Source organism: Streptomyces amakusaensis, assembly GCF_039532665.1.
GTDB lineage: Bacteria > Actinomycetota > Actinomycetes > Streptomycetales > Streptomycetaceae > Streptomyces > Streptomyces amakusaensis.
Genome location: NZ_BAAASB010000004.1, coordinates 230766 through 256441, shown reverse-complemented (window position 1 = coordinate 256441; position 25676 = coordinate 230766). Strand labels below are relative to the sequence as shown.

At 73.5% G+C, this 25676-nt stretch carries 20 protein-coding genes and 1 pseudogene; 12 read left to right on the top strand and 9 right to left on the bottom strand.

Annotation, left to right across the window (positions count from 1 at the left end):
• Positions 1-11 precede the first annotated feature (11 nt).
• The gene (locus ABD371_RS08660; RefSeq protein ID WP_344474547.1) at positions 12-1211 is read right to left on the bottom strand and encodes a saccharopine dehydrogenase family protein; all 1200 of its coding nucleotides are present in this window, start codon (positions 1209-1211) and stop codon (positions 12-14) included.
• Between the two features lie 239 nt (positions 1212-1450).
• Here ABD371_RS08660 and ABD371_RS08655 point away from each other — a divergent pair, with 239 nt between their 5' ends.
• From ABD371_RS08655 to ABD371_RS08645, 3 genes are all read left to right on the top strand, one after another.
• Entirely contained in the window at positions 1451-2593 is a 1143-nt protein-coding gene (locus ABD371_RS08655) for a CaiB/BaiF CoA transferase family protein (protein ID WP_344474545.1), read from the top strand.
• A 64-nt stretch (positions 2594-2657) separates the two neighbouring features.
• Positions 2658-3875 (top strand): acetyl-CoA C-acetyltransferase, encoded by a 1218-nt coding sequence (locus ABD371_RS08650; RefSeq protein ID WP_344474543.1) that lies wholly within the window; start codon positions 2658-2660, stop codon positions 3873-3875.
• Positions 3876-3955: 80 nt separating this feature from the next.
• Entirely contained in the window at positions 3956-6184 is a 2229-nt protein-coding gene (locus ABD371_RS08645; RefSeq protein ID WP_344474542.1) for a 3-hydroxyacyl-CoA dehydrogenase NAD-binding domain-containing protein, read from the top strand.
• A 41-nt stretch (positions 6185-6225) separates the two neighbouring features.
• On the opposite strand, the gene ABD371_RS08640 is transcribed toward ABD371_RS08645, so the two are convergent.
• The 4 genes from ABD371_RS08640 to sph form a co-directional block, all read right to left on the bottom strand.
• Complete coding sequence (locus tag ABD371_RS08640) at positions 6226-7164, bottom strand: aminoglycoside phosphotransferase family protein (protein ID WP_344474540.1); 939 nt, start codon at positions 7162-7164, stop codon at positions 6226-6228.
• Positions 7165-7174: 10 nt separating this feature from the next.
• A complete protein-coding gene (locus tag ABD371_RS08635) occupies positions 7175-7984 on the bottom strand; it encodes a MerR family transcriptional regulator (protein WP_344474538.1) in 810 nt (269 codons plus the stop codon).
• A gap of 192 nt (positions 7985-8176) precedes the next feature.
• Positions 8177-9244 (bottom strand): S1 family peptidase, encoded by a 1068-nt coding sequence (locus tag ABD371_RS08630; RefSeq protein ID WP_344474536.1) that lies wholly within the window; start codon positions 9242-9244, stop codon positions 8177-8179.
• A 150-nt stretch (positions 9245-9394) separates the two neighbouring features.
• A complete protein-coding gene (sph, locus tag ABD371_RS08625) occupies positions 9395-10381 on the bottom strand; it encodes a sphingomyelin phosphodiesterase (RefSeq protein WP_344474534.1) in 987 nt (328 codons plus the stop codon).
• A gap of 186 nt (positions 10382-10567) precedes the next feature.
• Between sph and ABD371_RS08620 the strand changes: the two genes are divergently transcribed.
• From ABD371_RS08620 to ABD371_RS08605, 4 genes are all read left to right on the top strand, one after another.
• Complete coding sequence (locus tag ABD371_RS08620) at positions 10568-12547, top strand: Xaa-Pro dipeptidyl-peptidase (RefSeq protein WP_344474532.1); 1980 nt, start codon at positions 10568-10570, stop codon at positions 12545-12547.
• Positions 12544-13824 (top strand): M14 family metallopeptidase, encoded by a 1281-nt coding sequence (locus tag ABD371_RS08615; protein WP_344474530.1) that lies wholly within the window; start codon positions 12544-12546, stop codon positions 13822-13824. The genes ABD371_RS08620 and ABD371_RS08615 overlap by 4 nt, the downstream gene beginning before the upstream one ends.
• An 83-nt stretch (positions 13825-13907) precedes the next feature.
• Positions 13908-15629, top strand: a complete 1722-nt coding sequence (locus tag ABD371_RS08610) for a BCCT family transporter (protein ID WP_344474528.1) — start codon at positions 13908-13910, stop codon at positions 15627-15629.
• A 156-nt stretch (positions 15630-15785) separates the two neighbouring features.
• On the top strand, positions 15786-16028 hold the full coding sequence (locus ABD371_RS08605; protein WP_344474526.1) for a hypothetical protein: 243 nt from the start codon (positions 15786-15788) through the stop codon (positions 16026-16028).
• A 25-nt stretch (positions 16029-16053) separates the two neighbouring features.
• On the opposite strand, the gene ABD371_RS08600 is transcribed toward ABD371_RS08605, so the two are convergent.
• The gene (locus tag ABD371_RS08600) at positions 16054-17022 is read right to left on the bottom strand and encodes an FAD-dependent oxidoreductase (protein ID WP_344474524.1); all 969 of its coding nucleotides are present in this window, start codon (positions 17020-17022) and stop codon (positions 16054-16056) included.
• A gap of 63 nt (positions 17023-17085) precedes the next feature.
• Here ABD371_RS08600 and ABD371_RS08595 point away from each other — a divergent pair, with 63 nt between their 5' ends.
• Together ABD371_RS08595 and ABD371_RS08590 are read left to right on the top strand one after the other, a co-directional pair.
• Positions 17086-17565 (top strand): hypothetical protein, encoded by a 480-nt coding sequence (locus tag ABD371_RS08595; protein WP_344474522.1) that lies wholly within the window; start codon positions 17086-17088, stop codon positions 17563-17565.
• A gap of 190 nt (positions 17566-17755) precedes the next feature.
• Entirely contained in the window at positions 17756-19393 is a 1638-nt protein-coding gene (locus tag ABD371_RS08590) for an ABC-F family ATP-binding cassette domain-containing protein (RefSeq protein WP_344474520.1), read from the top strand.
• Positions 19394-19464: 71 nt separating this feature from the next.
• On the opposite strand, the gene ABD371_RS08585 is transcribed toward ABD371_RS08590, so the two are convergent.
• The gene (locus ABD371_RS08585; protein ID WP_344474518.1) at positions 19465-21888 is read right to left on the bottom strand and encodes a Tex family protein; all 2424 of its coding nucleotides are present in this window, start codon (positions 21886-21888) and stop codon (positions 19465-19467) included.
• A gap of 220 nt (positions 21889-22108) precedes the next feature.
• Between ABD371_RS08585 and ABD371_RS08580 the strand changes: the two genes are divergently transcribed.
• Entirely contained in the window at positions 22109-22750 is a 642-nt protein-coding gene (locus ABD371_RS08580) for a DJ-1/PfpI family protein (protein WP_344474516.1), read from the top strand.
• 6 nt (positions 22751-22756) lie between these two features.
• Here the strand turns inward: ABD371_RS08580 and ABD371_RS08575 are convergent, their stop codons facing one another.
• The gene (locus ABD371_RS08575) at positions 22757-23536 is read right to left on the bottom strand and encodes an enoyl-CoA hydratase/isomerase family protein (protein WP_344474514.1); all 780 of its coding nucleotides are present in this window, start codon (positions 23534-23536) and stop codon (positions 22757-22759) included.
• A gap of 75 nt (positions 23537-23611) precedes the next feature.
• On the opposite strand from ABD371_RS08575, the gene ABD371_RS08570 reads away from it, so the two are divergent.
• Both ABD371_RS08570 and ABD371_RS08565 read left to right on the top strand, forming a co-directional pair.
• Positions 23612-24250, top strand: coding sequence for an HdeD family acid-resistance protein (locus ABD371_RS08570; RefSeq protein ID WP_344474512.1), 639 nt, complete (start codon positions 23612-23614; stop codon positions 24248-24250).
• A gap of 150 nt (positions 24251-24400) precedes the next feature.
• Positions 24401-24850: pseudogene (locus ABD371_RS08565) on the top strand (ATP-binding protein); the annotation flags it as partial.
• A 52-nt stretch (positions 24851-24902) separates the two neighbouring features.
• Here ABD371_RS08565 and idi read toward each other — a convergent pair.
• Positions 24903-25526, bottom strand: a complete 624-nt coding sequence (gene idi, locus ABD371_RS08560; RefSeq protein ID WP_344474507.1) for an isopentenyl-diphosphate Delta-isomerase — start codon at positions 25524-25526, stop codon at positions 24903-24905.
• Positions 25527-25676: the final 150 nt, after the last annotated feature.

Genomic DNA, 25676 nt, shown 5'->3' with positions numbered 1-25676 from the left:
GGGCGTGGGCGTCAGCGCCGGGCCGCCACCCGGAAGCGGATCCCCGCCGCCTGGAGGCGGTTCAGCAGCGCGTCGCCCATCGCGGCGGCCGAGGTGACCTGCCCGGAGGTCCTCGGCAGCTCGTCGAAGGCGAGGCACAGCGCGGACTCGGCGAAGATCTTCGCCGTCTCGTCGTAGCCCGGATCCCCGCCCGACACCTCCGTGCACACCGTCCGGCCGCCGCCCTCGCCCACGAACCGCACCGAGAACCAGCTCCGCGCCCGGCGCCGCTCGTCGGGGCCCTCGCCCGGCTTGAGCCGGTCCGAGAACCAGCGCCGGGCGACGGGCAGCTGGGCGAGCCCCAGCACCGCGCCCACCGCCGCGACCCCGCCCACCGCCATCGGGAGCGTCTTGACCGCCGCGTAGTGCCGGTAGCGGAAGTCCGGGCCGTACCGTTCGAGCGCCCGCGCCGAGCGGGTGATGATCTGCCCGTCGAGCAGCGGCAGCGGCAGCGCCCAGGCGTCGGCCTCCCGGCTGTAGCGGGGCCCGCCGATCGGCGACCGGGCCCGCCGTCCCACCAGCCGGGGCTCGTGCAGCCGCCGCTGCCGCCCCGCCCGCAGCGACTGCCTGCCCCGGCTCATCACATTGAGCGCGGAGGCGAACGTCCCGCCCGAGAAGGTCCCGTTGGAGCTGACGAAGCCGTCCACGCGCAGCGGCACGCCCTCGGGCAGCTGCGACACGGTGAAGTACACGCCCAGATCGCCGGGCACGGTGTCAAAGCCGCAGGCGTGCACCAGCCGCGCCCCCGTCTCGCGGGCCCGCGCCTCGTGGTGCACGTACATCAGATCCACGAACTCGGGCTCACCGGTGAGATCGAGATAGTCGGTGCCCGCCTCCGCGCACGCGGCGACCAGCGGTTCGCCGTACCAGAGATAGGGGCCGACCGTCGTCGCCACGACCTCGGCGGAGCCGGCGAGCCGCCGCAGCGCCTCCGGGTCGCCGGCGTCCGCCTCGATCAGCGGCAGCTCCGCGCAGCCGGGGTGCTCGGCGGCGAGCAGACTCCGCAGCCGTTCCAGCTTCGCCCCGCTGCGGCCCGCGATGGCCCAGCGGCACCCGGCGGGCGCGTGCGCCGCGAGATACCGCGCGGTGAGCACGCCGACGAACCCCGTCGCCCCGTAGAGCACGATGTCGTAGGGACGCCTCGCGCGACCGGTTCCGTCCTGCCTGTTCACTGGCTCCTCCGGCGTTCCGTTTTTCGCGCGCTGTGGTCAGTGGCTGAGGCTAGCGCGCGGGGGCACCCGCGAAGAAGACGCGAATCGGGCCGAGGGCTCTGGTGACTTTCCCGCCGCGAACCGGTCCCGGCGGGGGTGAATCAGGGGCTCCGCCCGGGCCCGCCCCTTGTATGTACTGAAACGTGTTCTTACCATCGCTGGTGTTACATCAGTTGTGTCATATCCAGGCTGGGGGCTCGATGAGCACGACCGTGACCACGACGGAACCGACGGGGAACGGCCCGCTCGCCGGGGTCCGCGTCGTGGAGCTGGCGGGCATCGGGCCGGGCCCGTTCGCCGCGATGCTCCTCGCCGACCTCGGGGCCGATGTCGTCCGAGTGGACCGGCCCGGCGGCGCGGGGCTCGCCATCGACCCGGCGCGGGATCTCACCAACCGCAACAAGCGCTCCGTGCTGATCGACCTCAAGGCCGAGGACGGCCCCGCCCAGGTGCTCGACCTCGCCGAGCGCGCCGACATCCTGATCGAGGGCTACCGGCCCGGCGTCGCCGAACGCCTCGGCGTGGGCCCGGAGGCCTGTCTCGCCCGCAACCCCCGGCTGGTGTACGGGAGGATGACCGGCTGGGGCCAGGACGGTCCGCTCGCCGACCGGGCGGGCCACGACATCGCGTACATCGCCGTCACCGGCGCCCTCGGCATGATCGGCCGGCCCGACGAGCCGCCGGCCGTCCCCGCCAATCTCGTCGGCGACTACGCGGGCGGCTCGCTCTATCTCGTCATCGGCGTCCTCGCGGCCCTCCAGCACGCCCGGACCGAGGGCGGCGCGGGCCAGGTCGTGGACGCCGCCATCGTGGACGGGACGGCCCATCTCACCACCATGATCCACGCGATGATGGCGGCGGGCGGCTGGCAGGACCGGCGCGGGGCCAACCTCCTCGACGGCGGCTGCCCCTTCTACGGCTGCTACGAGACGGCCGACGGCGGATACATGGCGGTCGGGGCGCTGGAGAAGCGGTTCTACGACGAGTTCGTCAGCCTCCTCGGCATCGCGGACGAGGCCCCGGCCCGCAAGGACTTCTCCCGCTGGGACGAGCTGCGCACCGTCGTCGCCGCCGCCTTCAAGACCCGTACCCGCGCCCAGTGGGCGGCCGTCTTCGACCGGACGGACGCCTGTGTGGCCCCCGTGCTGTCGCTGGCCGAGGCCCCCCGGCATCCGCATCTCGCCGCCCGGGGCACCTTCGTCCACCACGGCGGGGTGACCCAGCCCGCGCCCGCGCCCCGCTTCTCGGCGACCCCCGGCTCGGTGCGCACCGGCCCCGCGCTGCCCGGCGCGGACAGCGCCGAAGTCGCCCGCGACTGGGGCCTGCCCCCGCGCACCGGGTGACGGCCGCCCGCCCGTACCCCGACCGACCCGGCACCCGGCCCCGTACCCCCGAAAGGCTGTCGACGTGAGCACCGAAGCGTATGTGTACGACGCGATCCGCACCCCGCGCGGGCGCGGCAAGGCCAACGGCGCGCTGCACGGCACCAAGCCGATCGATCTCGTCGTCGGTCTGATCCACGAGCTGAGGGACCGTTTCCCCGGGCTCGACCCGGCGGCCGTGGACGACATCGTGCTCGGTGTCGTGGGCCCGGTCGGCGACCAGGGCTCCGACATCGCCCGGATCGCCGCCATCGCGGCGGGGCTGCCCGACACCGTGGCCGGGGTCCAGGAGAACCGCTTCTGCGCCTCGGGCCTCGAAGCGGTCAACATGGCGGCGATGAAGATCCGCTCCGGCTGGGAGGACCTGGTGCTGGCCGGCGGGGTGGAGTCGATGTCCCGGGTGCCGATGGCGTCCGACGGCGGCGCCTGGTTCGCCGACCCGATGACCAATCTCTCGGTCGGATTCGTCCCCCAGGGCATCGGGGCCGACCTCATCGCCACCGTCGAGGGCTTCACCCGCCGCGATGTGGACGAGTACGCCGCCCTCTCCCAGGAGCGCGCCGCCGAGGCATGGAAGGACGGCCGCTTCGCGCGCTCGGTCGTCCCCGTCCGCGACCGGGCCGGGCTGACCGTGCTCGACCACGACGAGCACATGCGCCCCGGCACCACCGCCGACAGCCTCGCCGCCCTCAAACCGGCCTTCGCGACCATCGGCGACCTGGGCGGCTTCGACGCCGTCGCGCTCCAGAAGTACCACTGGGTCGAGAAGATCGACCACGTCCACCACGCGGGCAACTCCTCCGGCATCGTGGACGGCGCGGCGCTCGTCGCCGTCGGCTCGAAGGAGACCGGCGAGCGGTACGGGCTCACCCCGCGCGCCCGGATCGTCTCCGCGGCCGTCTCCGGCTCCGAACCGACCATCATGCTCACCGGCCCCGCCCCCGCCACCCGCAAGGCGCTGGCCAGGGCCGGGCTGACGATCGACGACATCGACCTCATCGAGATCAACGAGGCGTTCGCCGGGGTGGTGCTGCGCTTCGCCCGCGATCTCGGCGTCCCGCTGGACATCGTCAACGTCAACGGCGGCGCGATCGCCATGGGGCATCCGCTGGGTGCCACCGGGGCGATGATCCTCGGCACCCTCGTGGACGAACTGGAGCGCAGGGAGAAGCGGTACGGCCTCGCCACGCTCTGCGTCGGCGGGGGGATGGGGATCGCCACCGTGATCGAGCGCGTCGTCTAGGGCCTGATCCACACGACAGGCCCTGGCCGCGGCCCGAGTCCTCAGCCCCCTCCCGACCGGACCTCCTGGAGAGACCCGCCATGAGCGCGAGCACGGAACCCGTCACGAGCCCCGACCACCCCGAGCGGTGCACGGGGACCACCGCCATCCGCTGGGAGCGGGACGAGAGCGGTGTCGTCACCCTCGTCCTGGACGCCCCCCGGAGCACCGCCAACACCATGAACCAGGTGTTCCGCGACTCCCTCACCGCGATCGCCGAGCGCGCGGAGGCCGAGCGGGACTCCGTCCGGGGCATCATCGTCACCTCCGCGAAGAAGACCTTCTTCGCGGGCGGCGACCTCAAGGATCTGATCAGAATCGGTCCGGACCGGGCCCAGGAGGCCTTCGACGCCTCCATGGCCGTCAAGCACGCCCTGCGGCGGATCGAGACCCTCGGCAAACCCGTCGTCGCCGCGATCAACGGCAGCGCCCTGGGCGGCGGTTACGAGATCGCCCTCGCCTGCCACCACCGCATCGCGCTCGACGCGCCCGGCTCCCGGATCGGCCTGCCCGAGGTCACCCTCGGGCTGCTGCCCGGCGGTGGCGGAGTCACCCGCTCCGTACGCCTCCTCGGCATCGCCGACGCCCTGCTCGAGGTGTTGCTCCAGGGCACCCGGCACACCCCCCGGCGGGCGCTGGAGAACGGGCTGGTCCACGAGGTCGCCACGACCGCCGAGGAGATGCTCGCCAAGGCGCGCGCCTTCATCGACGCCCACCCCGAATCCGCCCAGCCCTGGGACGCCAAGGGGTACCGCATCCCCGGCGGCACCCCCGCCACCCCCCGGCTCGCCGCCGAGCTGCCCGCCTTCCCCGCCAATCTGCGCAAGCGGACCGGGGGCGCGCCGGGACCCGCGCCCCGGGCGATCCTCGCGGCGGCCGTCGAGGGGGCGCAGGTCGACTTCGAGACCGCGCAGACCGTCGAGGCCCGGTACTTCACCGAACTGGTCACCGGACAGATCGCCAAGAACATGATCCAGGCGTTCTTCTTCGACCTCCGGACCGTCAACTCCGGGGCCGCCCGCCCGGCGGGCGTCGAGCCGCGCCCGGTGCGCCGGGTCGCCGTCCTGGGCGCGGGCACCATGGGCGCGGGCATCGCCCACTCCTGCGCCCGCGCCGGGATCGACGTCGTCCTCAAGGACGTCTCGCTCCAGGCCGCCGAGCGCGGCAAGGCGCACTCCGCGCGCCTGCTCGACCGAGCGGTGGCCCGGGGCCGTACGACACCGGCCGAGCGCGACGCGGTCCTCGCGCGCCTCACCCCGACCGCCGACCCCGCCGATCTCGCCGGGTGCGACGCGGTGATCGAGGCCGTCTTCGAGGACACCGCCCTCAAGCGCGAGGTGTTCCGGGAGATCCAGGGGATCGTCGAGCCGGACGCCCTGCTCTGCTCCAACACCTCCACCCTGCCCGTGAGCCTGCTCGCCGGGTCCGTCGAGCGGCCCGCCGACTTCATCGGGCTGCACTTCTTCTCCCCGGTCGACAAGATGCCCCTGGTCGAGATCGTGAAGGGGCGGGCCACCGGCGACGAGGCGCTCGCCCGCGCCTTCGACCTGGTGCGGCGGATCGGCAAGACGCCCATCGTGGTCAACGACGCGCGCGGCTTCTTCACCTCGCGGGTCATCGGCACCTTCATCCGTGAGGGCGTCGCGATGGTCGGCGAGGGAGTCGAGCCCGCCTCCGTCGAACAGGCCGCCGCCCAGGCCGGCTACCCGGCCAAGGTGCTCTCGCTGACGGACGAGCTGACGCTCACCCTGCCGCGCGCGATCCGCGAGGAGAGCCGCCGGGCGGTCGAGGAGTCCGGCGGCGTCTGGACCGGGCACCCGGCGGACGCGGTCGTCGACCGGATGGTGGACGAGTTCGGGCGGACCGGCCGGGCCGGCGGGGCGGGCTTCTACGACTACGGCGAGGACGGCGGGCGGGTCGGGCTCTGGCCCGGGCTGCGCACCCACTTCACCCGGGCGGACACGGAGATCCCGTTCGCCGATCTGAAGGAGCGGCTGCTCTTCGCCGAGGCCCTGGAGAGCGTGCGCTGTCTGGAGGAGGGCGTGCTGACCTCGGTCGCGGACGCCAACATCGGCTCGCTGCTCGGCATCGGGTTCCCGCCGTGGACCGGCGGGGTGCTTCAGTACATCGACGGGTACGAGGGCGGCCTGCCGGGTTTCGCCGCCCGGGCGCGCGAACTGGCCGCGCGGTACGGCGAGCGGTTCGAGCCGCCCGCGCTGCTGCTGGCGAAGGCCGGGCGGGGGGAGCGCTTCGGCGGCCAGAGCGGGTAGGACGGCCACGACGGGTGGGCAGGGGCCCGGGGCCCCTGGTCTCACACCAGCCGCTCGGCGCTCGCCAGGAACGGCCGGGAGATGTCCTCCGCACCGTGGCGCAGGGTGTAGAGCCCGGTGGAGACGCGCTCCAGGAAACCCCACTCCCAGACGGCCCGCCGGTCCACGCCCGTACCGTCCGCGAGCAGTTCGCAGTACCGCCCGGCCAGCGCCCCCGCGTCCCCCGCCAGCAGCTGCGGGCACCAGTCCCGCAGCACGACCCCCAGGTCGTAGGCCGGATCGGCGAGAAACCCCTCGGGGTCGACGAAGACGAATCCCGACTCGGCCCCGGCCCGGGGCACGGGCACCCGCAGCGCGTTCCCCGGGTGGGGATCGCCGTGCACCAGCACGGAACGCGCCGGGTCGAACGCGGCGGCGCGCCGCTCGGCGAAGAGCAGCGCCCGGTCCACCACCCGCCGCGAGCAGGGGCGGCCCAGCTCCTCCCACAGCCGGCCGACCATCCGTCCCAGCCGGGCGGCCTTCTCCGTCCCCGGGCCCGTCGGCACTCCGGCCGGCACGGGCGTTCGCCAGGCCTCCCGCAGGGTCCGGCAGAGCACCTCGATCGTCCGCTCCGGGCCGAGGCCCGCATCCGCCAGGGACGGCCCCAGCGGTTCCAGGAGCAGCGCGCTCCGCCCGGCGTCATGGGCGAGCAGCCGCGCGTACCCCCGCCCCTCCGCCGCGCGCAGCACGTGTGCCTCGCCGAGCCCCTCCGGCCCCGGGAACGCCAGCTTCAGCACGGCGTCCCGCCCCTCGGCGGTCCGCACCCGCACCACATGCGCCTCGCTGCCCCCGTCCAGCGCCTCCACGGCGGTGATCGACCACCGCTCCTCCAGGGCGGCCACCAGCGCCCCGAGCCCGGCGAGCCAGCGCTCGCCCCCGGGGCCGAGCGCGACCGCCTTCCGCCGGACCAGCGACGACACCTCGGGCACGTATCGAGTCATCCGCCGATCATCACGGACGGGACGCGGGACCGGCCACCGAGTTCCCGGGAGCGGGCGGCGGGGCCGGATGTTCCGCCGCGTCCTCGCCCCCGGGGCCGAACGCGGTCCGCAGCTCCTCTCCCAACGACCGCTGGAAGGCGGTGACCAGGGCCTGGACCACCAGCGGGCGCATGGGCGCGGAGAGCGAGCGCATGGCCGCGACCCGCTCCTGACCGGGTTCCCGCTCCCGGTAGGGCTCCCACACCTCGTCCCGGAAGAGCCGGGTCAGTTCGCGGGCCGCCGAGCGGGTGTGCTCCGCGAGCACCGTACGGGCCGCGAGGATCGTCTCGTACCCGATGGGCACGTCCAGCAGCCGCACCCCGAGCCGCAGCAGCCCCGGGTCGATCAGATAGCGGCCGGTCCCTTCCGTCCGCCGCAGGGCTCCCATCGCCGCGAGCCGGTCGACGTCCTCCTCGGTCAGGGGCCGGCCCGCCCGCCGCTCCAGCTCGGGGTGGGTGGTCCGCTCGGCGGGGTCCGGTGTCCAGGAGGCGACCAGGGCCCGGTGCAGGGCCAGCTCATGGGGGCTCAGATCCTCCGGGAGCCGCTCCAGATAGCGTTCGATCGCGGCGAGCGTCATCCCCTGGTGCCGCAACTCCTCGATGAGGGCCAGCCTGGACAGATGCCCCGGGCCGTAGCGGCCGACCCGGCGCGGGCCGATCGCCGGGGGCGGCAGCAGTCCCCGGCCGCCGTAGAAGCGGATGGTCCGGACCGTCACCCCGGCCCGCGCGGCCAGCTCGTCCACGGTGAGAGTCGGTTCCTCGGTCTCGGCCCCGGTCGCCATCGCCGCACCTCGCTTTCCCCGGCCGGTCCTCGATCGGCGCCCGGTGCAACAGTATTGCTGTCGCACCGCCCCGGTGAAAGGCCGTCGGGGCGCCGGCACCTCCCGCTCGCGCGGTGCCGGCCGGACCGGCGGATCGTGCCGTCGGGCGTGGTCCGGGGCGGGGCCGGGCGGCCCCGCCCCGGACCGGCGGGGTCAGTACACGTTCACGCCGTACGCGCCGAGCGCCTCGTTCACCGGCTGGTGGATGGCCGAGCCGGCGGTCCCGCTGCACCCCGAGCTGCCGGAGTGGATGCCCAGGGCGGTGGAGCCGGAGAAGTGGGCGCCGCCGCTGTCGCCGCCCGCCGAGCAGGCCGTGGTGCGGACCATGCCGTAGACCGGGCCGTCGCTGTAGTTCACGGTGACGTTGACGGCGGTGACCCGGCCGCTGGTGAGCCGGGTGGTCGAGCCGCTCTTCTGGATGGCCTGTCCCACGATGGCGTCGGCGGCGGAGGTGATGTCCGCCGAGGAGCCGTTGTAGAGGTTGACAGTGCCGGGCGGCTGGGAGCCGTCGGTGTACCGCACGACACCGTGGTCGGCGGTCGGGAAGGTGCTGCCCTCGACCGTCCCGATCGACGGGCCGCCGGAGGTCGCCGACCAGCTGGTCGCCAGGTTGGTGCAGTGACCGGCGCTCAGGAAGAAGTAGTCGGTGCCGTCGGTGGCGTTGAAGGCGGCAGAACAGCGGTATCCGCCGCCGTAGATCGCGTCCCCGCCCAGCACCTCGCGGGTGAGGACACCGGGCACCCGGTCGATCCGCACGGCGTCGCCGAGGACCGCCGCCACCGCCTTGAGCCTGGCCAGGGAGCGGGCCGAGACCGACTGGTCGGCCTCCACCACGACCTGGTTGACGGAGGGGTCGATGCCCCAGGAGGTGCCGGTGATCTTCGCCCGGGACTCCAGTACGCCCATGACGTCCTGGAGCTGGGCGGTGTCGCGTTCGACGATCTCGGCGCGCGCTCCCTGGGCGCGCACCTCATCGGCGGCGGCCGCGTCGGTCACGGTGACCACCAGCTCGCCGGTGGCGGGGTCGAGATAGGAGCCGCCGGTGTTCTCGCCGAGGGTGCGCTCCAGCCGGGTGTCGAGGGCGTACTGGGTGGCGGAGGCGGTGACACCGGGCTCCGGCGTCGGTTCCGGGGCGGCTCCGGCGGTCCCGGTGCCGAGGCCGAGGGCGGGGAGGGTGAGCAGAACGGACAGGCAGATGCGCGCGCGAAGCGTGCGTCTCATGGAGGCTTCTCCTTCGGGATGGTCCGTGGGGGGTGCCGAGAAGCAGGGGCCGGCAGAGTCCGGCTCGCCGGATTCAATGTGGCATGGCCCTGTCATGCACACAAGGGTGCATGGAATCATCGGTTCCGCTCGCCGTCCGCGGGGAAACCCCTACCGTCCGATCACCGGGTAGTGGTCGGAGAGATGGGTGTACGTACGGGTCCGCCCCCAGGCGGAGACGGTCCACGGCGCGCTCCGCTCCTCGATCACCTCATTGGCCCAGCCCGCCGGCCTCGCGTGCCCGGCGCGGTGCAGGACATGGTCGAGATCCTCGCGGGGATCCTCCGGGTAGCGCTCGGCGGCGATCGAGTTCCGCGCGGTGTCGAAGGAGTACGGGTGCCCGGTGCGGGCGTCCGCCCCGGCCAGCCCCGCGTCCGCGAGCATCGAGGCGTACTCCGCGCTCCGCGAGTCCACGTTCAGATCGCCCGCCACCACCACCTGTTCGGACGCGGGTATCGCCTTGCGGTCGAGGAAGGAGTCCAGCTCACGGAATTGCCGGGCCCGCACCTGGGCCGCCTCGCCCGCGCGGCAGCCCGGGTCGGTGGACTGCGCGTGGGTGCCCACCACATGCGCCCGGACCCCGTTCACCTCCAGCACCGCGTACACGAAGCCCTTGTTCGACCACCAGTCCGAGCCGCAGCCGTCCCGGTAGACGTACTGCTCCCGGCGGACGACGGGCCACTTGCTCAGCACCGTCACCCCTCCGTCCTCCGGCGTCAGGGCGGAGTACGCGCCGCCGGTGGCGTCCCAGCCCGCGGTGGACCGGCCCAGCACCGGCGTCTGATGCGGATAGCGGTCGGCCGCGTGCCGCTTGAGCGCGTCCGAGGAGGAGTTGTCGAAGGCCTCCTGGAGGACCACCACGTCATGGCCCTGGAAGAAGGGCGCGGCGGGGATCGCGGACGCCCGGTGGTCCTGCCCCCAGTGGGGGGAGACGGTCCTGGAGAACAGGAAGGCGTTGTACGACAGCACCGAGAGCCCGGGCGTACGGCCGTCCGCCGGGGCGGAGGCGGCGGCCGGGGCCGCCGGCCCGGCGAGGGCGGTCGCGGCGAGCGCCGCGGCCAGGGCGGGGACGGCGAACCGGCGGAGGGAGGGCCGCATGAGGACTCCTGACGTCGGGGAGGGGGTGAACGGCCATCAAAGCAGCACCAGTTACCGTCGGGTAATACCCAGGTGTCCGGAATCTTGCCCGCACGTCACGATCCGTCCCGCGCCGCCCGCCCCGCCGGGCACCGTGCCCCTCCCGCCCCCTGTCGCCGCGTCACCACCGGGGAGTACGGTCCGCCCATGCCGATAGGTGCGCGGGTCACCCGCTTGACGTACAGATCGCTCGTGGCGGCGGCCTCGGCCGCCCTGATGTCCATGCTCCTCTCGCCGCCCGGCGCGCAGGCCGCCCCGGGACCGCTCCGGAGCGAGCCCGTCCACTCGTACGAGAACGCGATCCGCGAGTCCGTCTGGGTGGACACCCGGCTCGACGGCGACGGCGACGGACGGGGGGACCGGGTGGCCGTCGACATCGTCCGGCCCAGGGAGCCCGCGAGCCAGGGCCGGCGGATCCCGGTCATCATGGACGCCAGCCCCTACTACGCCTGCTGCGGCCGGGGCAACGAGAGCCAGCGCAAGACGTACGACGCCCAAGGGAACCCGGTCCTCTTCCCGCTGCACTACGACAACTACTTCGTCCCGCGCGGCTACGCCTTCGCCGCCGTCGACCTCGCCGGAACCAACCGCTCCGACGGCTGCGTCGATGTCGGGGGCCGCTCCGACATCCAGTCCGCCAAGGCCGTGGTCGACTGGCTCGGCGGCCGGGCCGAGGGCTACACCAGCCGTACCGGCGGCGAGCGCGCCCGCGCCTCCTGGAGCAACGGCGACACCGGGATGATCGGCAAGAGCTACGACGGGACCATCGCCAACGGCGTCGCCGCCACCGGCGTCGAGGGCCTGAGGACCATCGTCCCGATCGGCGCGATCTCCTCCTGGTACGACTACTACTTCGCCCAGGGCGCGCCGCTCTTCGGCTCGGGACCCGACTGGCTCTCCCGCTACGTCGGCAGTCCCGGCGCGCGCGAGCGCTGCGGGGCCGTGCAGCAGCGGCTGATCGACGGCGCTCCGCGCAGCGGCGATCTGACCCGGCTGTGGCAGGAGCGCGACCATGTGCCCGGCGCGGACCGGGTGAGGGCCAGCGTCTTCGCCGTCCACGGCATGCAGGACCTCAACGTCCGCGCCAAGCACTTCGGCCAGTGGTGGGACGCGCTCGCCGACGCGGGCGTGGAGCGGAAGGTCTGGCTCTCCCAGGCCGGCCATGTCGACCCCTTCGACTTCCGGCGCGCCGAGTGGGTGGACACCCTGCACCGCTGGTTCGACCACTATCTCCTCGGCTACGACAACGGCGTCGAGGACGAGCCGATGGCCGACATCGAGCGCGCCCCCGACCGCTGGTCCACGGACCGGCACTGGCCGCCGCGCGCCACCGCCGTCACCACCGTGCGCCCCGGCGGGGGCGCGGTCCCGGGCGTCGGCACCCTCTCGCTGAGGCCCGCCCGCCCCGGCACGGCCGAGACCTTCACCGACGACCGGAGCCTGGACGAGATCGACTGGGCCTCCGCCGTCGACCGCCCGACCCCGGCCAAGGCCGGGTTCGTCACCGGGCCCCTCGGACGTGATCTGCGGCTCTCCGGATCCTCCTCGGTGAAGGTCACCGTCACCCCGAACACCGAGACCGCCCATCTCTCGGCGGTCCTCGTCGATCTCGGCCCGGATGTCATCCGCGACTACGCGGCGTCCGGCGAAGGCATCACCACCCTCCCCGGGCGCACCTGCTGGGGGGCGAGCGCCCCCGGCGACAGCTCCTGCTACAAGGAGACGAAGGCACACACCAAGGCCGTCGGCCTCACCGTCTTCAGCCGGGGCTGGGCCGATCTCGGCACCTACGCCGACGCGGGCGAGGGCCGTCCGCTGACCCCCGGCAGGCCGCACTCCATCACCCTCGACCTGCACGCCGCCGACCATGTCGTCCCGGCCGGCCACCGGCTGGCGCTGATCCTCGCGGGCACCGACCGGGATCTGATCGAACCTCCGGCGAGCACCCCGACGCTCACCGTCGACCTCGCGCGCACCTCGGCGAAGCTGCCGGTCGTCGGCGGCGCGCCCGCCTTCGCCCGCGCCGCCGGAGCCCCGGCCGCCGCGCCCGCCGGGGACGGGGCGGGGCTCGAAGGCGTCGCCGGTCCCCGTCCGTTCCGGCCGGTCCCCGGAGGCGAGGCCCGATGAAGCGGCGCGACCGCGTCGTCGCGGTCACCGTGCTCGCCGCCGCGCTCGCGGTGCCCCTGATCACCGCCCCCGCCCAGGCCACCCACCGTCCGCCGCGCACCGGCTTCGAGCTGAGCGAAGGGGCCCGCTGGACGGGCCAGGCCGAGGAGCAGGACTTCCTCGCCGCCGTCGACCACGCGAGCGACCGGGTCTCGGTGACCCGGATCGGCACCACCCGGCAGGGCCGGCCGCTCCAGCTCGTCAGCGTCGGAAACCCGCGGGCCGCCGTCTCCGTACTGCTGGTCTGCTCCCAGCACGGCGACGAGCCCGCCGGCCGGGACGCCTGTCTGACCACCGTCCGCGACCTCGCCTTCGACCGGGACCGCGACACCCGCCGGCTGCTGGAGCACACCCGGGTGCTGGTCGTCCCCACCGCCAACCCGGACGGCCGGGCCGCCGACACCCGGGGCAACTCCGACGGCGTCGACATCAACCGCGACCATCTCGCGCTCAGGACCGCCGAGGGGCGGGCGCTGGCCTTCGCCGTCCGGGACCGGCGGCCGGACGTCGTCTACGACCTGCACGAGTACGGCGCGACCCCGCCGTACTACGACAAGCAGCTGTTCGACCTGTGGCCGCGCAATCTCAACACCCACCCCGATGTGCACCGCGAGTCGAAGACGCTCTCCGGCCGGTACGTCCGCGCGGCGGCGCGCGAGGAGGGCTACACCACCGGCACGTACGGCATCTGGACCGACCCGGAGACCGGGGACCCGATCCGGCAGGTCGCGGGCGACGGCCAGGAGCGCATCCTGCGCAACGCCTCGGGCGTCAAGAGCATGGTCGGACTGCTGGTGGAGAGCCGGGTCGACCCGCTGACCGAGGAGGAGAAGGCCGACGAGGCGCTGAACAACCGGCGCAGGGTCGGCAGCCAGCTCATCGCGGTGGACGGGCTGCTCTCCTTCGCGCGCGAGCGGCGGGCCGAGATCGCCGGGGCGACCTCGGCGGCCCGGCTGGAGGGCCTGCGGGACCGGGGCCCGGTCCATCTCGGCGGCGCGGACAACGATCCGGCCGCCCCCGGCGAGATCCTCGCGGACCCGCCCTGCGGCTACCGGCTGGACGCGGCCCAGTACGAGCGGGTCCGGGACGAGCTGGCGCTGCACGGAGTCGTGTCCAGGCCCGACGGCGACGGTGTGTTCGTGCCCCTGCGCCAGTCGCGGCGGAAGCTGATTCCGCTGCTGCTGGACTCCCGTGCGACATTCCATCTCACAAAGGGACATCCCATTACCGCCTGTTGACCCCGGTCATGTGCATTACCTGTGGTAGGGGGTAGCGGAGCACAAAGCAGTTCGTTCCGCGCAAACCCTGAAAGGTGCCACTCGTGTCGCACGAACAAGGACCGGACGACCGGGGAGCGAGGCCCGAGAAGGCCGAGCTCCCCGGTCATCCTCAGGAGACCGGGCACCCTTCGACGGACCGCGTGGTCTTCGGAGTCACCGCCGTTCTCACCCTGGCCTTCGTGGTCTGGGGATCGATCGCCACCGACGCGCTGCAGGACATCTCCAGCGCCATGCTGAACGGGCTGATCCACAACGGCGGCTGGGCCTTCGTGCTCGGCGCCTCCGGCTTCGTGGTCTTCGCCCTCTGGCTCGCCATCAGCCGCTACGGCAAGATCCCGCTCGGCCAGGAGGGCGAGGGGCCCGAGTTCCGCACGGTCTCCTGGGTCGCCATGATGTTCAGCGCCGGCATGGGTATCGGACTGATGTTCTACGGGGTGAGTGAGCCGCTCGCGCACTTCATCTCCCCGCCGCCGGGGACCGACCCCCAGGACGCCGGGGACAAGATGGAGATCGCCATGGCGACCACCCTCTTCCACTGGACGCTCCACCCCTGGGCGATCTACGCCGTCGTCGGGCTCGCCATCGCCTACAGCACCTTCCGCCGCCGCAGGCGGCAGACGATCAGCGCCGTCTTCGAGCCGCTGATCGGCGAACGCCACGCGCACGGCGGAGTCGGCCGCTTCATCGACATTCTGGCGATCTTCGCCACCCTCTTCGGCTCCGCCGCCTCGCTCGGCCTCGGCGCGCTCCAGATCAGCAGCGGGTTCAACGAACTCGGCTGGATGGAGAAGACCGGCACCGGACTGCTCGTGGGCATCATCGCGGTGCTCACCGTCGCCTTCGTGGTCTCCGCCGTCTCCGGGGTCGAGAAGGGGATCCAGTGGCTCTCCAACACCAATATGGTGCTGGCGCTGGTGCTGGCCCTGTTCGTCTTCGTCGCGGGACCCACCATCATCGTCCTCGATCTGCTCCCCACCTCGATCGCCTCCTACTTCGGCGAACTCCCGCAGCTCGCCGGGCGCACCGAGGCCACCGGCGGCGAGGGCGTGGCCGACTGGCTGGGCAGCTGGACCGTCTTCTACTGGGCCTGGTGGATCTCCTGGACGCCCTTCGTCGGCATGTTCATCGCGCGGATCAGCCGGGGCCGGACGATCCGTCAGTTCGTCGGCGGCGTCATCCTGGTCCCCAGCACGGTCAGCCTGGTCTGGTTCGCGGTCTTCGGCGGGGCCGCGATGACCCTCCAGAACGACGGCCGGCTCGGCGACGAGGCGACACCCGAGGGCCAGCTCTTCGCGGTGCTCCAGCAGTTCCCGATCCCCACCACGATGAGCCTGCTGGTGATGGTCCTGGTCGGCATCTTCTTCGTCTCCGGCGCGGACGCCGCCTCGGTGGTGATGGGCACCCTCTCCCAGAAGGGCACCTTCGAACCCTCCCGGATGGTCGTCGTCTTCTGGGGCGTGGTGACCGGCGCGGTCGCGGCCATCATGCTCCTCATCGGCAACGGCACCGGCGACGCCCTGGCGGGCCTCCAGAATCTGACCATCCTCGTGGCCGCGCCCTTCGTCGTCGTGATGGTGGGCATGTGCGTGGCCCTGATGCGCGACCTGCGCCACGACCCGCTGATCGTGCGCGGCGAGATGGGCACCGAGATGGTCGAGTCGGCGGTGATCGCGGGCCACGAGAAGTACGACGGCGGCTTCGAGATCCGCATCGGCCCCGGCGACGGCCCGGCGGACGGCCGGGACCCGGTCGGCCCGAAGTAGCCGCGGCCGTACCGAAGCGGCCGTACGGAACCGGCGGGCCCGTCCCGCCGGTTCCGTACCCCTCCCGGAGCGCGCGGCGGAACCGCCGAAGGGTCCCGGCGCGTCGATGAGGTCGGACAGCCGGCCGAGACAGCGCTCCCGGGGGGAAACCGTCAGATGTCGTTCCGCCGAAACGGGAAACGGACCGCAGGGGCGGTCCTCGCCGTCGTCGTCCTCGTGCTCACCCTCGCCGACAGCTGGATCGCCGCCCTCCTCACCCTCGCCCTCATGATCTCCGCGGTGGTCGGCTGGTTCATGCTCCGCGCCGAGTACGGGGACCCCGGCCCCCTGCGCGAGGCCGAGCCCCGCGCGCCCCGGGACACCCCGCACAGCCGCCGCCCCACCCCGCCGGAGCGCTGACCGGGAGCACCGCGGGGTACGCGGGTCAGCCGCCCGGCACCAGGGCCGCCGCCGCCCGGGCACAGCCCCACGCGACCGTGACGCCCGCGCCTCCGTGGCCGTAGTTGTGGACCACCGTCCCGCCGCCCGGCAGGGTCTCCCGCTCGATACGGACCCCGGCCGCCCGGGCCGGGCGCAGCCCCACCCGATGGGCCAGGATCCGGGCCCCGGCCACCTCGGGGCGTATCCGGGCACAGCGCGCCACGATCGCCTCCGCCGTCGCTGGCACCGGCTCCATGCCCCACGCGCCGTCCTCCGCCGTACCGCCCAGGATCAGCCGGCCCGGCTGCGGCAGCAGATACGTCGTACGCGCCGACTCCCCGTCCGCCAAGACGAACCACGTCTCCACGCCCGGGTTCTCCACCACCACCAGCTGGCCCCGCACCGGCCGGACCCCCTCGTCCGGAGCCAGCTCCCGCGCGCCCAGGCCGGCACAGTTGACCACCGTCCCCGCCGCGCCCGCCTCGCGGGCCGCCTCGGCCGGCGAACGCACCGCGCGCAGCTCCACCGAGCCGCCCGCCGCCTCCAGCCGCCGCCGCAGCCACCCCAGGTGAGCAGGCATGTCAACCAGCGGCACCCGCGCCCGTACCCCCTCCGTGTGTCCGCCGGGCAGCTCATCGGGGCGAGCCGCGCGCAAGCCCGCCACCTGCGCCGACCACGCCCCCAGCGCCCCGGGCGACTGCCCGGCCAGCACACCCGCGACCAGCCGTACGCCCGTCTCGTCCGGCCGCCGCGAGAACTCCTCGTACACCCGCAGGGTCGTCGCCGACCAGTCGGCGACCTGCTCCTTCGGCTCGATCCGGTACGGCCACCACAGCCCGCCCGCCACCGCCGACGTCGTCCGCTCCGCCTCCTCCCGGGTCCAGACACGCACCCGCAGCCCGCGTTCGGCCAGCACCACGGCGGTCGCCAGCCCGCTGACCCCGCCCCCCACCACGATCACATCGCCGCTCATACGGCGACCGTAGCGAAGCGGCGCACCGCCGGGGCACCGGCGACGGCCGGGGATACTCGGCACATGTCTGCCGAGTACGCGACCTTCGGGCTGGCGCCGGTGACGCGGACCGGGGGAGTCCCGCCGGACGGCGCCCAGCCCGCGCACCGGGAATTCATGGACTTCATCGTCGCCGGGCGGCCCCTGCTCCTCCTGCTCAGCGAATCCGGCGCGGTCTCCCCGCTCGCGGCCGATGTGCGCCCGGTGATCCTCACCGCCCGGACGCCCGCCCTGCTGCTGGAGCGGCCCGCTCCCCTGGCCGGCGGACGGTGTCCTCTGTACGGCTGCCCCGAGTGCCGGTCGCTGGAGTGCGGCATGGTCACCGCCGTCGTCGAACGGGCCGGCCCGGACGTCATCTGGCGCGATTTCGCCTGGCAGACCTCCCTCCACACCGGCCCGGACCACGACGGCTTCCCCGGAACGGGCCCCTTCCGCTTCCGCGGCGACCTCTACCGCGCCGCCCTGAAGCCCCTGGCCACCGGGACCGGACCGGCGGCCCCTTAGGGCCTGTCTGGCAAATCTCGCCTGGTGCGCGACGCCCGGCACGCACACTCGCCGCGTTGTCGGAGTCATCCAAGTACGTCCAGTACGAGGATGATCCTCCGCCTTGCGATTGCACGCACCGGACGCCGCGCACCCCGCCCTTCGGGCGGACGTCGACATTTGTCAGACAGGCCCTAGAATCGGCAGTCTGATGACTGCCACACTCGTCGCCAAGGACCTCGCCGCCGGCCACGGCGACCGCTCGCTCTTCACCGGCCTCGATCTCGTCGTCGCGCCCGGCGACGTGATCGGTCTCGTCGGCGTCAACGGAGCCGGGAAATCCACCCTGCTCCGGCTGCTCGCCGGGCTCGACCGCCCCGAGCACGGCGAGCTGAGGCTCTCGCCGCCCGCCGCGAACGTCGGACACCTCCCGCAGGAGCCCGAGCGCCGGGCCGGCGAGAACGTACGGGAGTTCCTCGCCCGCCGCACCGGCGTCGCCGCCGCCCAGATCGCCATGGACGAGGCGACCACCGCCCTGGTCGAGGGCGCGCCCGGCGCGGACGACGCCTACGCCACCAGCCTGGAGCGCTGGCTCGCGCTCGGCGGCGCGGACCTGGACGAGCGCGCCGAGGACACCGCCGCCACGCTCGGACTCACCGTCGGCCTGGAGCTGCCGATGACCGCCCTCTCCGGCGGCCAGGCCGCCCGCGCGGGCCTCGCCTCCCTGCTGCTCTCCCGCTACGACCTCTTCCTCCTGGACGAGCCCACCAACGACCTCGACCTCGACGGCCTGGACCGGCTGGAGAGCTATGTGCGCGGACTGCGCGCCGGCACCGTCGTCGTCAGCCACGACCGGGAGTTCCTCACCCGCACGGTCACCAAGGTCCTCGAACTCGACCTCGCCCAGCAGCAGGTCACCCTCTTCGGCGGCGGATACACCGCCTATCTGGAGGAGCGGGAGACCGCCCGGCGGCACGCCCGCGAGGAGTACGAGGAGTACGCCGACAAGAAGTCCGCGCTGGAGGGCCGCGCGCAGATGCAGCGCGGCTGGATGGACAAGGGCGTCAAGAACGCCCGCCGCAAGGCCGGCGACAACGACAAACTGGGCCGTAAATTCCGCAGCGAGGCCAGCGAGAAGCAGGCCGCCAAGGCCCGCCAGACCCAGCGCATGATCGAACGCCTGGACACCGTGGAGGAGCCCCGCAAGGAGTGGGAGCTGCGGATGGAGATCGCCGCCGCCCCCCGCTCGGGCTCCGTCGTCGCCACGCTCCGCGAGGCCGCCGTGCGGCGCGGCGGCTTCGCCTTCGGACCCGCCTCGCTCCAGATCGACTGGGCCGACCGCGTCGCCATCACCGGAGCCAACGGCTCCGGCAAGTCCACCCTGCTCGCCGCCCTGCTGGGCCGGCTCCCCCTGGACTCGGGCTCGGCCCACCTCGGCCCGGGTGTCGTCGTCGGCGAGGTCGACCAGGCCCGAGGCCTCTTCCACGGCCCCCAGACCCTGCTCGACGCCTTCTGCGCCGCCGTCCCCGACACCGAGCCGGCGGAGGTGCGCACCCTGCTGGCCAAGTTCGGGCTGAAGGCGGCCCATGTGCTGCGCCCGGCGACCACGCTCTCCCCGGGAGAGCGCACCCGGGCCGCGCTCGCGCTGCTCCAAGGCCGGGGCGTCAACCTCCTCGTACTGGACGAGCCCACCAACCACCTCGACCTGGTCGCGATCGAACAGCTGGAGTCGGCGCTCGACTCGTACAACGGCACCCTGCTGCTGGTGACCCACGACCGCCGGATGCTGGAGGCGGTGCGCACCACCCGCCGGATCCGGGTGACGGACGGAAGGATCACCGAGAGCTGAGACGGCGGCGGGGTCCCGGGCGCGCACCGCCCGCCCGGGCCCCCGCCGTACCCGGCCCCGACCGGCGGGTACTACCGCCGCCGGCCGGGATCCGTCAGCCCCGCGCGGCGCAGCGCGTCGGCCATCGCGCTGTTCGCCGGGGGCGGCCCCTGCCGCTCGCCGCGCCCACCGCCCTGGCGCTCACCGCCCCGTCCGCGTCCGTTGCCGCCGCCGCCGTCCTGCCGGCCGCGCTGCTGCTGCTGTTGCTGCGGCCGTCCGCCGCCGCGCTCCCGCCGTCCCCGTCCGCCCCCGCCGGTCCGCTCCTGGCCGTCGGCGGACTTCGGGGCCGCCTCGTCCTCCAGCCGCAGCGTCAGCGAGATCCGCTTGCGCGGGATGTCGATGTCGAGAACCTTGACCTTCACCACGTCGCCGGGCTTCACCACCTCGCGCGGATCCTTGACGAAGGTCCTGGACATGGCCGACACATGCACCAGACCGTCCTGGTGGACGCCGATGTCGACGAAGGCCCCGAAGGCCGCCACATTGGTGACCACCCCTTCGAGGACCATCCCGGAGGAGAGATCGCCGATCTTCTCGACGCCCTCCTTGAAGGCCGCCGTCCGGAAGGCGGGCCTCGGGTCGCGCCCCGGCTTCTCCAGCTCGCGCAGAATGTCCGTCACGGTCGGCAGACCGAAGGACTCGTCCACGAACTCACCGGGCCGCAGCGACCGCAGCACCCCGGCGTTGCCGATCAGCGAGGCGACCTCGCCGCCCGCCGTCCGCGCCATCCGGCGCACCACCGGATACGCCTCCGGGTGCACGCTGGAGGCGTCCAGCGGGTCCTCGCCGTCCCGGATCCGCAGAAAGCCCGCGCACTGCTCGTACGCCTTGGGGCCGAGCCTGGCCACCTTCTTGAGCGCCTTGCGGGAGTGGAAGGGCCCGTTGGCGTCCCGGTGGGCCACGATGTTCTCGGCGAGCCCGGCGCTGATGCCGGAGACCCGGGACAGCAGCGGCGCGGAAGCGGTGTTGACGTCCACCCCGACGCCGTTCACACAGTCCTCGACCACCGCGTCCAGCGAGCGCGAGAGCTTCACCTCGGCCAGGTCGTGCTGGTACTGACCCACCCCGATCGACTTGGGGTCGATCTTCACCAGCTCCGCCAGCGGGTCCTGGAGCCTGCGCGCGATGGAGACCGCCCCGCGCAGCGACACATCCAGCTCCGGCAGCTCCTGCGAGGCGAAGGCGGAGGCCGAGTACACCGACGCGCCCGCCTCCGAGACCATCACCTTGGTGAGACCCAGCTCCGGGTTGCGGGAGATCAGCTCACCGGCGAGCCTGTCGGTCTCGCGCGAGGCCGTGCCGTTGCCGATGGCGACCAGATCGACCGAGTGCTCCTTCGCGAGCCGCGCCAGCTTCGCCAGCGACTCGTCCCAGCGGTTCGCCGGGACGTGCGGATGGATCGTGTCCGTGGCGACGACCTTGCCGGTCGCGTCGACGACGGCGACCTTCACCCCGGTACGGAAACCGGGGTCGAGGCCGAGCGTGGCACGGGTGCCGGCCGGCGCGGCGAGCAGCAGATCCCGCAGATTGGCCGCGAAGACCCGTACCGCCTCGTCCTCGGCCGCCGTGCGCAGCCGCAGCCGCAGATCGATGCCGAGATGCACCAGGATCCTGGTCCGCCAGGCCCAGCGGACCGTGTCCGCCAGCCACTTGTCGCCCGGGCGGCCCCGGTCGGCCACGCCGAAGCGGCGGGCCACCATGGACTCGTACGCCGAAGGGCCGTCCACGGCCTCCTCCGGTTCGAGGGCCAGATCGAGGACGTCCTCCTTCTCGCCCCTGAGCATGGCGAGCACCCGGTGGGAGGGCAGCTCGGTGAACGGCTCGGCGAAGTCGAAGTAGTCGGCGAACTTCGCCCCCGCCTCCTCCTTGCCCTCACGGACCTTCGCGGCGACCCGGCCGCGCGTCCACATGCGCTCGCGCAGCTCGCCGATCAGATCGGCGTCCTCCGAGAACCGCTCGGTGAGGATCGACCGCGCGCCCTCCAGGGCCGCCGCGCCGTCCGCGACCCCCCGGTCCGCGTCGACGAAGGCCGCGGCGGCGGCCGGCGGATCCGCCGAGGGGTCGGTCAGCAGCCGGTCGGCCAGCGGTTCGAGCCCCGCCTCACGGGCGATCTGCGCCTTGGTCCGGCGCTTGGGCTTGAAGGGCAGATAGATGTCCTCCAGGCGGGCCTTGGTGTCGGCGGCCAGGATCCGCGCCTCCAGCGTCCCGTCCAGCCTGCCCTGCTCGCGCACGGACTGGAGGATCGCGCTCCGCCGGTCCTCCAGCTCCCGCAGATAGCGCAGCCGCTCCTCCAGCGTGCGCAGCTGCGCGTCGTCGAGCGTCTCGGTCGCCTCTTTGCGGTAACGCGCGATGAACGGCACGGTCGAACCGCCGTCGAGCAAGTCGACGGCCGCCCTGACCTGACGCTCCCGTACGCCGAGTTCCTCGGCGATCCTGCCTTCGATGGACGTCGTCACGTTTCCCCGACTCGCCTTCTCCTGCTGGCTCTGCTTGAGACTGCATTGTGCCGGGTGCGCGGTGGAGATGTCGCCTTTGGACCGTGTCCGCGCAGTCCCCCGGAGCCCGCCCCGGTTCCGTCGGCGTATGAGGCTCTACGGTTTCCTCTGTATCACCGGCCCCAACCGGCCTTTCCCGTACCGCAGTCACCGCGGTCACCGTCACCGAAGGGAAAACACCGTGCGTATCGCCGTACTGCTCTACGACCGCTTCACCACCCTCGACGCCGTCGGCCCCTATGAACTCCTCGGCCGCACGCCCGGTGCCGAGACCGTCTTCGTCGCGGAGCGGGCCGGACCGGTCCGCAACGACCAGGGCTCGCTCGCCCTGGTCGCCGACCGGACCCTCGACGAGGTGCCGGATCCCGACATCGTGCTGGTGCCGGGCGGTCCGGGCTCGGACGCGGCCGGGCGCGACCCGGCGGTACTCGACTGGCTGCGCACCGCCGACGCCACCAGCACCTGGACCACCTCGGTGTGCACCGGCTCACTGGTCCTCGCCGGGGCGGGACTCCTCACCGGCCGCCGGGCCACCACGCACTGGCTCGCCATGGACGAGCTGACCCCGCTGGGCGCGGTGCCGACGCGCGAGCGGGTCGTCTTCGACGGGAAGTACGTCACCGCCGCCGGGGTCTCGGCCGGCATCGACATGGCGCTGCATCTGCTGGGCCGGATCGGCGGCGACGATCTGGCCCGGACCGTCCAGCTGCTCACCGAGTACGATCCGCACCCCCCGTACGACGCCGGATCCCCCGACAAGGCCCCGCCGGAGATCGTCGCCCACTGGCGGGCACAGCCCCGGAACACCGCCGGTCAGGGCTGACCGCCCTCACCCGCACCAGGTGAAGCGGGGCGAGCGCCGCTCCAGGAAGGCGGCGACGCCCTCCGCGGTGTCGCCGCCCGGGGCGGCCTGCTCCACCGCCAGGGCGGCCCAGTGGGCGTCCCGGTCGGGACGGCCCGCCGCGAACTCCTTGGCCGCGGTCTGCGTCAGCGCCGAGCGCCCGACGAGGACCGAGGTGAACGCGGCCACCCGCTCGTCCAGCCCGCCGGCCGGGAGCACCTCGTCCACCAGCCCGGTGCGCAGCGCCCGCGCCGTGTCGATCAACTCGGCCGAGAACAGCAGGTATTTGGCCGTGGACGGCCCCGCCAGCGCGACCAGCCGGCGGGTGGAGGAGCCCGGATAGACGATCCCCAGCCTCGCCGGGGTGACCCCGAAGGACGCGCCCTCCTCCGCGAACCGCAGATCGCAGGCGGCGGCCAGCTGGCAGCCGCCGCCCACGCAGTGGCCGCGCACCGCGGCGAGCGTCGGCCGGGGGAAGGCGGCGAGCGCCTCCTCGGCGCGCACCGCCAGCTCCTGCGGGGACTCGCCAGGACCGTGCGGCCCCGGCAGCGAGGATATGTCCGCCCCGGCGCAGAACGTCGGCCCGTCGCCGGTGAGCACCAGGGCCCGTACGGCCCGGTCCCCGGCGAGCGCGTCGAGCAGCAGGGGCAGCGCCTTCCACATCCCGGTGGTCATCGCGTTGCGCCTGGCCGGGTTGCTGATCACGACAGTGGCGACGCCGCCGGCGACGGTGTGCGTCAGCCGCGGCGGGGATTCCGGCTGGTTCATGCGCCGGATGCTATCCCGCCCGCCCGGACTTACGATCAAGAAGGGGTACGAGGGGGGTGCGGCGAGGAGGAGACGATGGCCGATACCGTCCAGGGTCCCAAAGAGCTGAAGCGGGGCTTCGGCCTGCTGGCCGCCCTCGGAGTGATTCTCGTGATCGCGGGGGTGGTGGGGCTCGTCTACACGGGCCTCGCGACCCTCACCTCCATGCTCCTCTTCGGCTGGCTGCTGCTGATCGGCGGAGTGGTGGGCCTGGTCCAGGCGGTCCAGTCCCGCGGCAGCGAGTACTTCTGGCTGGCCGTGGTGGTCGCCGCCCTGAACATCGCGGCGGGCGTGGTCGTCATCCGCCACCCCGAGGGATCGGCGGAGACGCTGACCCTCTTCGCCGCGCTGCTCTTCCTGACCGGCGGGCTCTTCAGGCTGGTCGGCTCGCTGGTGGTGCGCGGCCCGCAGTTCGGCTGGACGCTCTTCCAGGGCGCTTTTCTGCTGCTGCTGGGCATTCTGGTGCTCGGCAACTGGCCGGAGAGCAGCCGGTACGTCCTGGGGCTCTTCTTCTCGCTGGCCCTGCTCTTCGACGGGCTCGGGCTGATCGCCATCGGCGTCGGCGGCCGGCGGATCGTCGGAGCGGTCACCGAGCCGGGGCCCGGGCCGCAGTCCGGCGCCGGCCCCGGAAGCGGTACGAGTGCTTCCGGTGACATCCCGGGCGACCGGCCATAAGCAGTCGTACACCTGCCCCTGTCATACGCGCTCGGTCAGAAAACGCCGATTGGCGCTGATTTCTGTTCAGTGCCCCGGTCCGGGGCGGCCCGCTGCCAACACTTGCTCCCCAGAAGCCGGGCAGTCGAGCCGAGGGTGGGTGCCGGATCCATGGAGAGCCGCGGGAGTGTCCCCGCCCGGCCACGGTCGTGCGAGGGGGTGTGGAGATTCACGGCCCCGGCGACCGAGGCGTCGGTGCCCAGGGCCCGGCACACCGTCCGGGATCTGCTGCGCCGCCAGGGTGTGCCGACGGGCGATCCCGTCGTCCACGGGCTGTTGCTGATCGTCTCGGAGCTGGTGACCAACGTCGTCCGGCACGCGGCCCCGCTCTCGCCGGAACTCTCCGTCGAGCTGGCCGTCCGGGGCGGCCGGATCAGGGTCTCGGTCGAGGACGACCACCCCTGCCGGCCCAGGGCGCTGGAGTCGGACTGCCGGCGGACCGGCGGGCGCGGGCTGATGCTCGTACGGGAGATCACCCGCGAGGCGGGCGGCCGTCACCATGTCGAGCGCACGGCGCGGGGCGGCAAGGTCGTCTGGGCCGAGCTGCCGCTGACCCCGGTGCCGGCGCCGGTGCCGCCGCCGGGAGCGGGCCCGGCGGCGGCACCGACGGGGTTCACCAGCCGCCGGCCGGGCCCGTCAGCTCCCTGATGGCGGGGCGCGCGGCGTCCAGCACGGTGTGGAACCAGGCGGAGAACGGGGCCGAGGCGTCGCGCTCGGCCAGCTCCGCCGGTGTCACGAAGGCCGTCTCGCCGACCTCCTCGGGGTCCGGCCGGGGCGCGGTCCGCGTCAGTCCGACGAAGAGATGGTTGTACTCCTGCTCCACCAGGCCCGAGGCCGGGTCCGGGTGGTTGTAGCGGACCGTGCCGGCCTCCGCGAGCAGCGTGGGCGAGAGCCCCAGCTCCTCGTGGGTGCGCCGGGCGGCGGCGGCGAAGGGGGCCTCGCCGGGGTAGGGGTGGCCGCAGCAGGTGTTCGACCAGACGCCGGGGGAGTGGTACTTCCCCAGGGCGCGGCGCTGGAGCAGCAGCCGTCCCCGCTCGTCGAAGAGGAAGACCGAGAACGCCCGGTGCAGCAGCCCGGGGGCCTGGTGGGCGGTGAGCTTCTCCGCGGTGCCGATGGTGTTGCCGTGCTCGTCGACCAGTTCGAGCAGGATCTCCGGTGGGGCACCGGTGGCTCTCGACGCGCTGTCCGTCGACGGGCTGTCCGTGGCGGTGGCCGGTGAGGTCGGTGAGGTCGGCATAACCATCCTTCGCTGAGGTCCTCGCCCTGAGGGGCCTGCCCAGTCTGCCGTACAAAAGCGGCTTGTCCTCACTTCGAACGGCCGGGCATGTCCTCCCCCGGGCCTCCCGGGCCCCCGCCGCCCGCCCGGCCCGCCGGGCCGCCGGCGGGC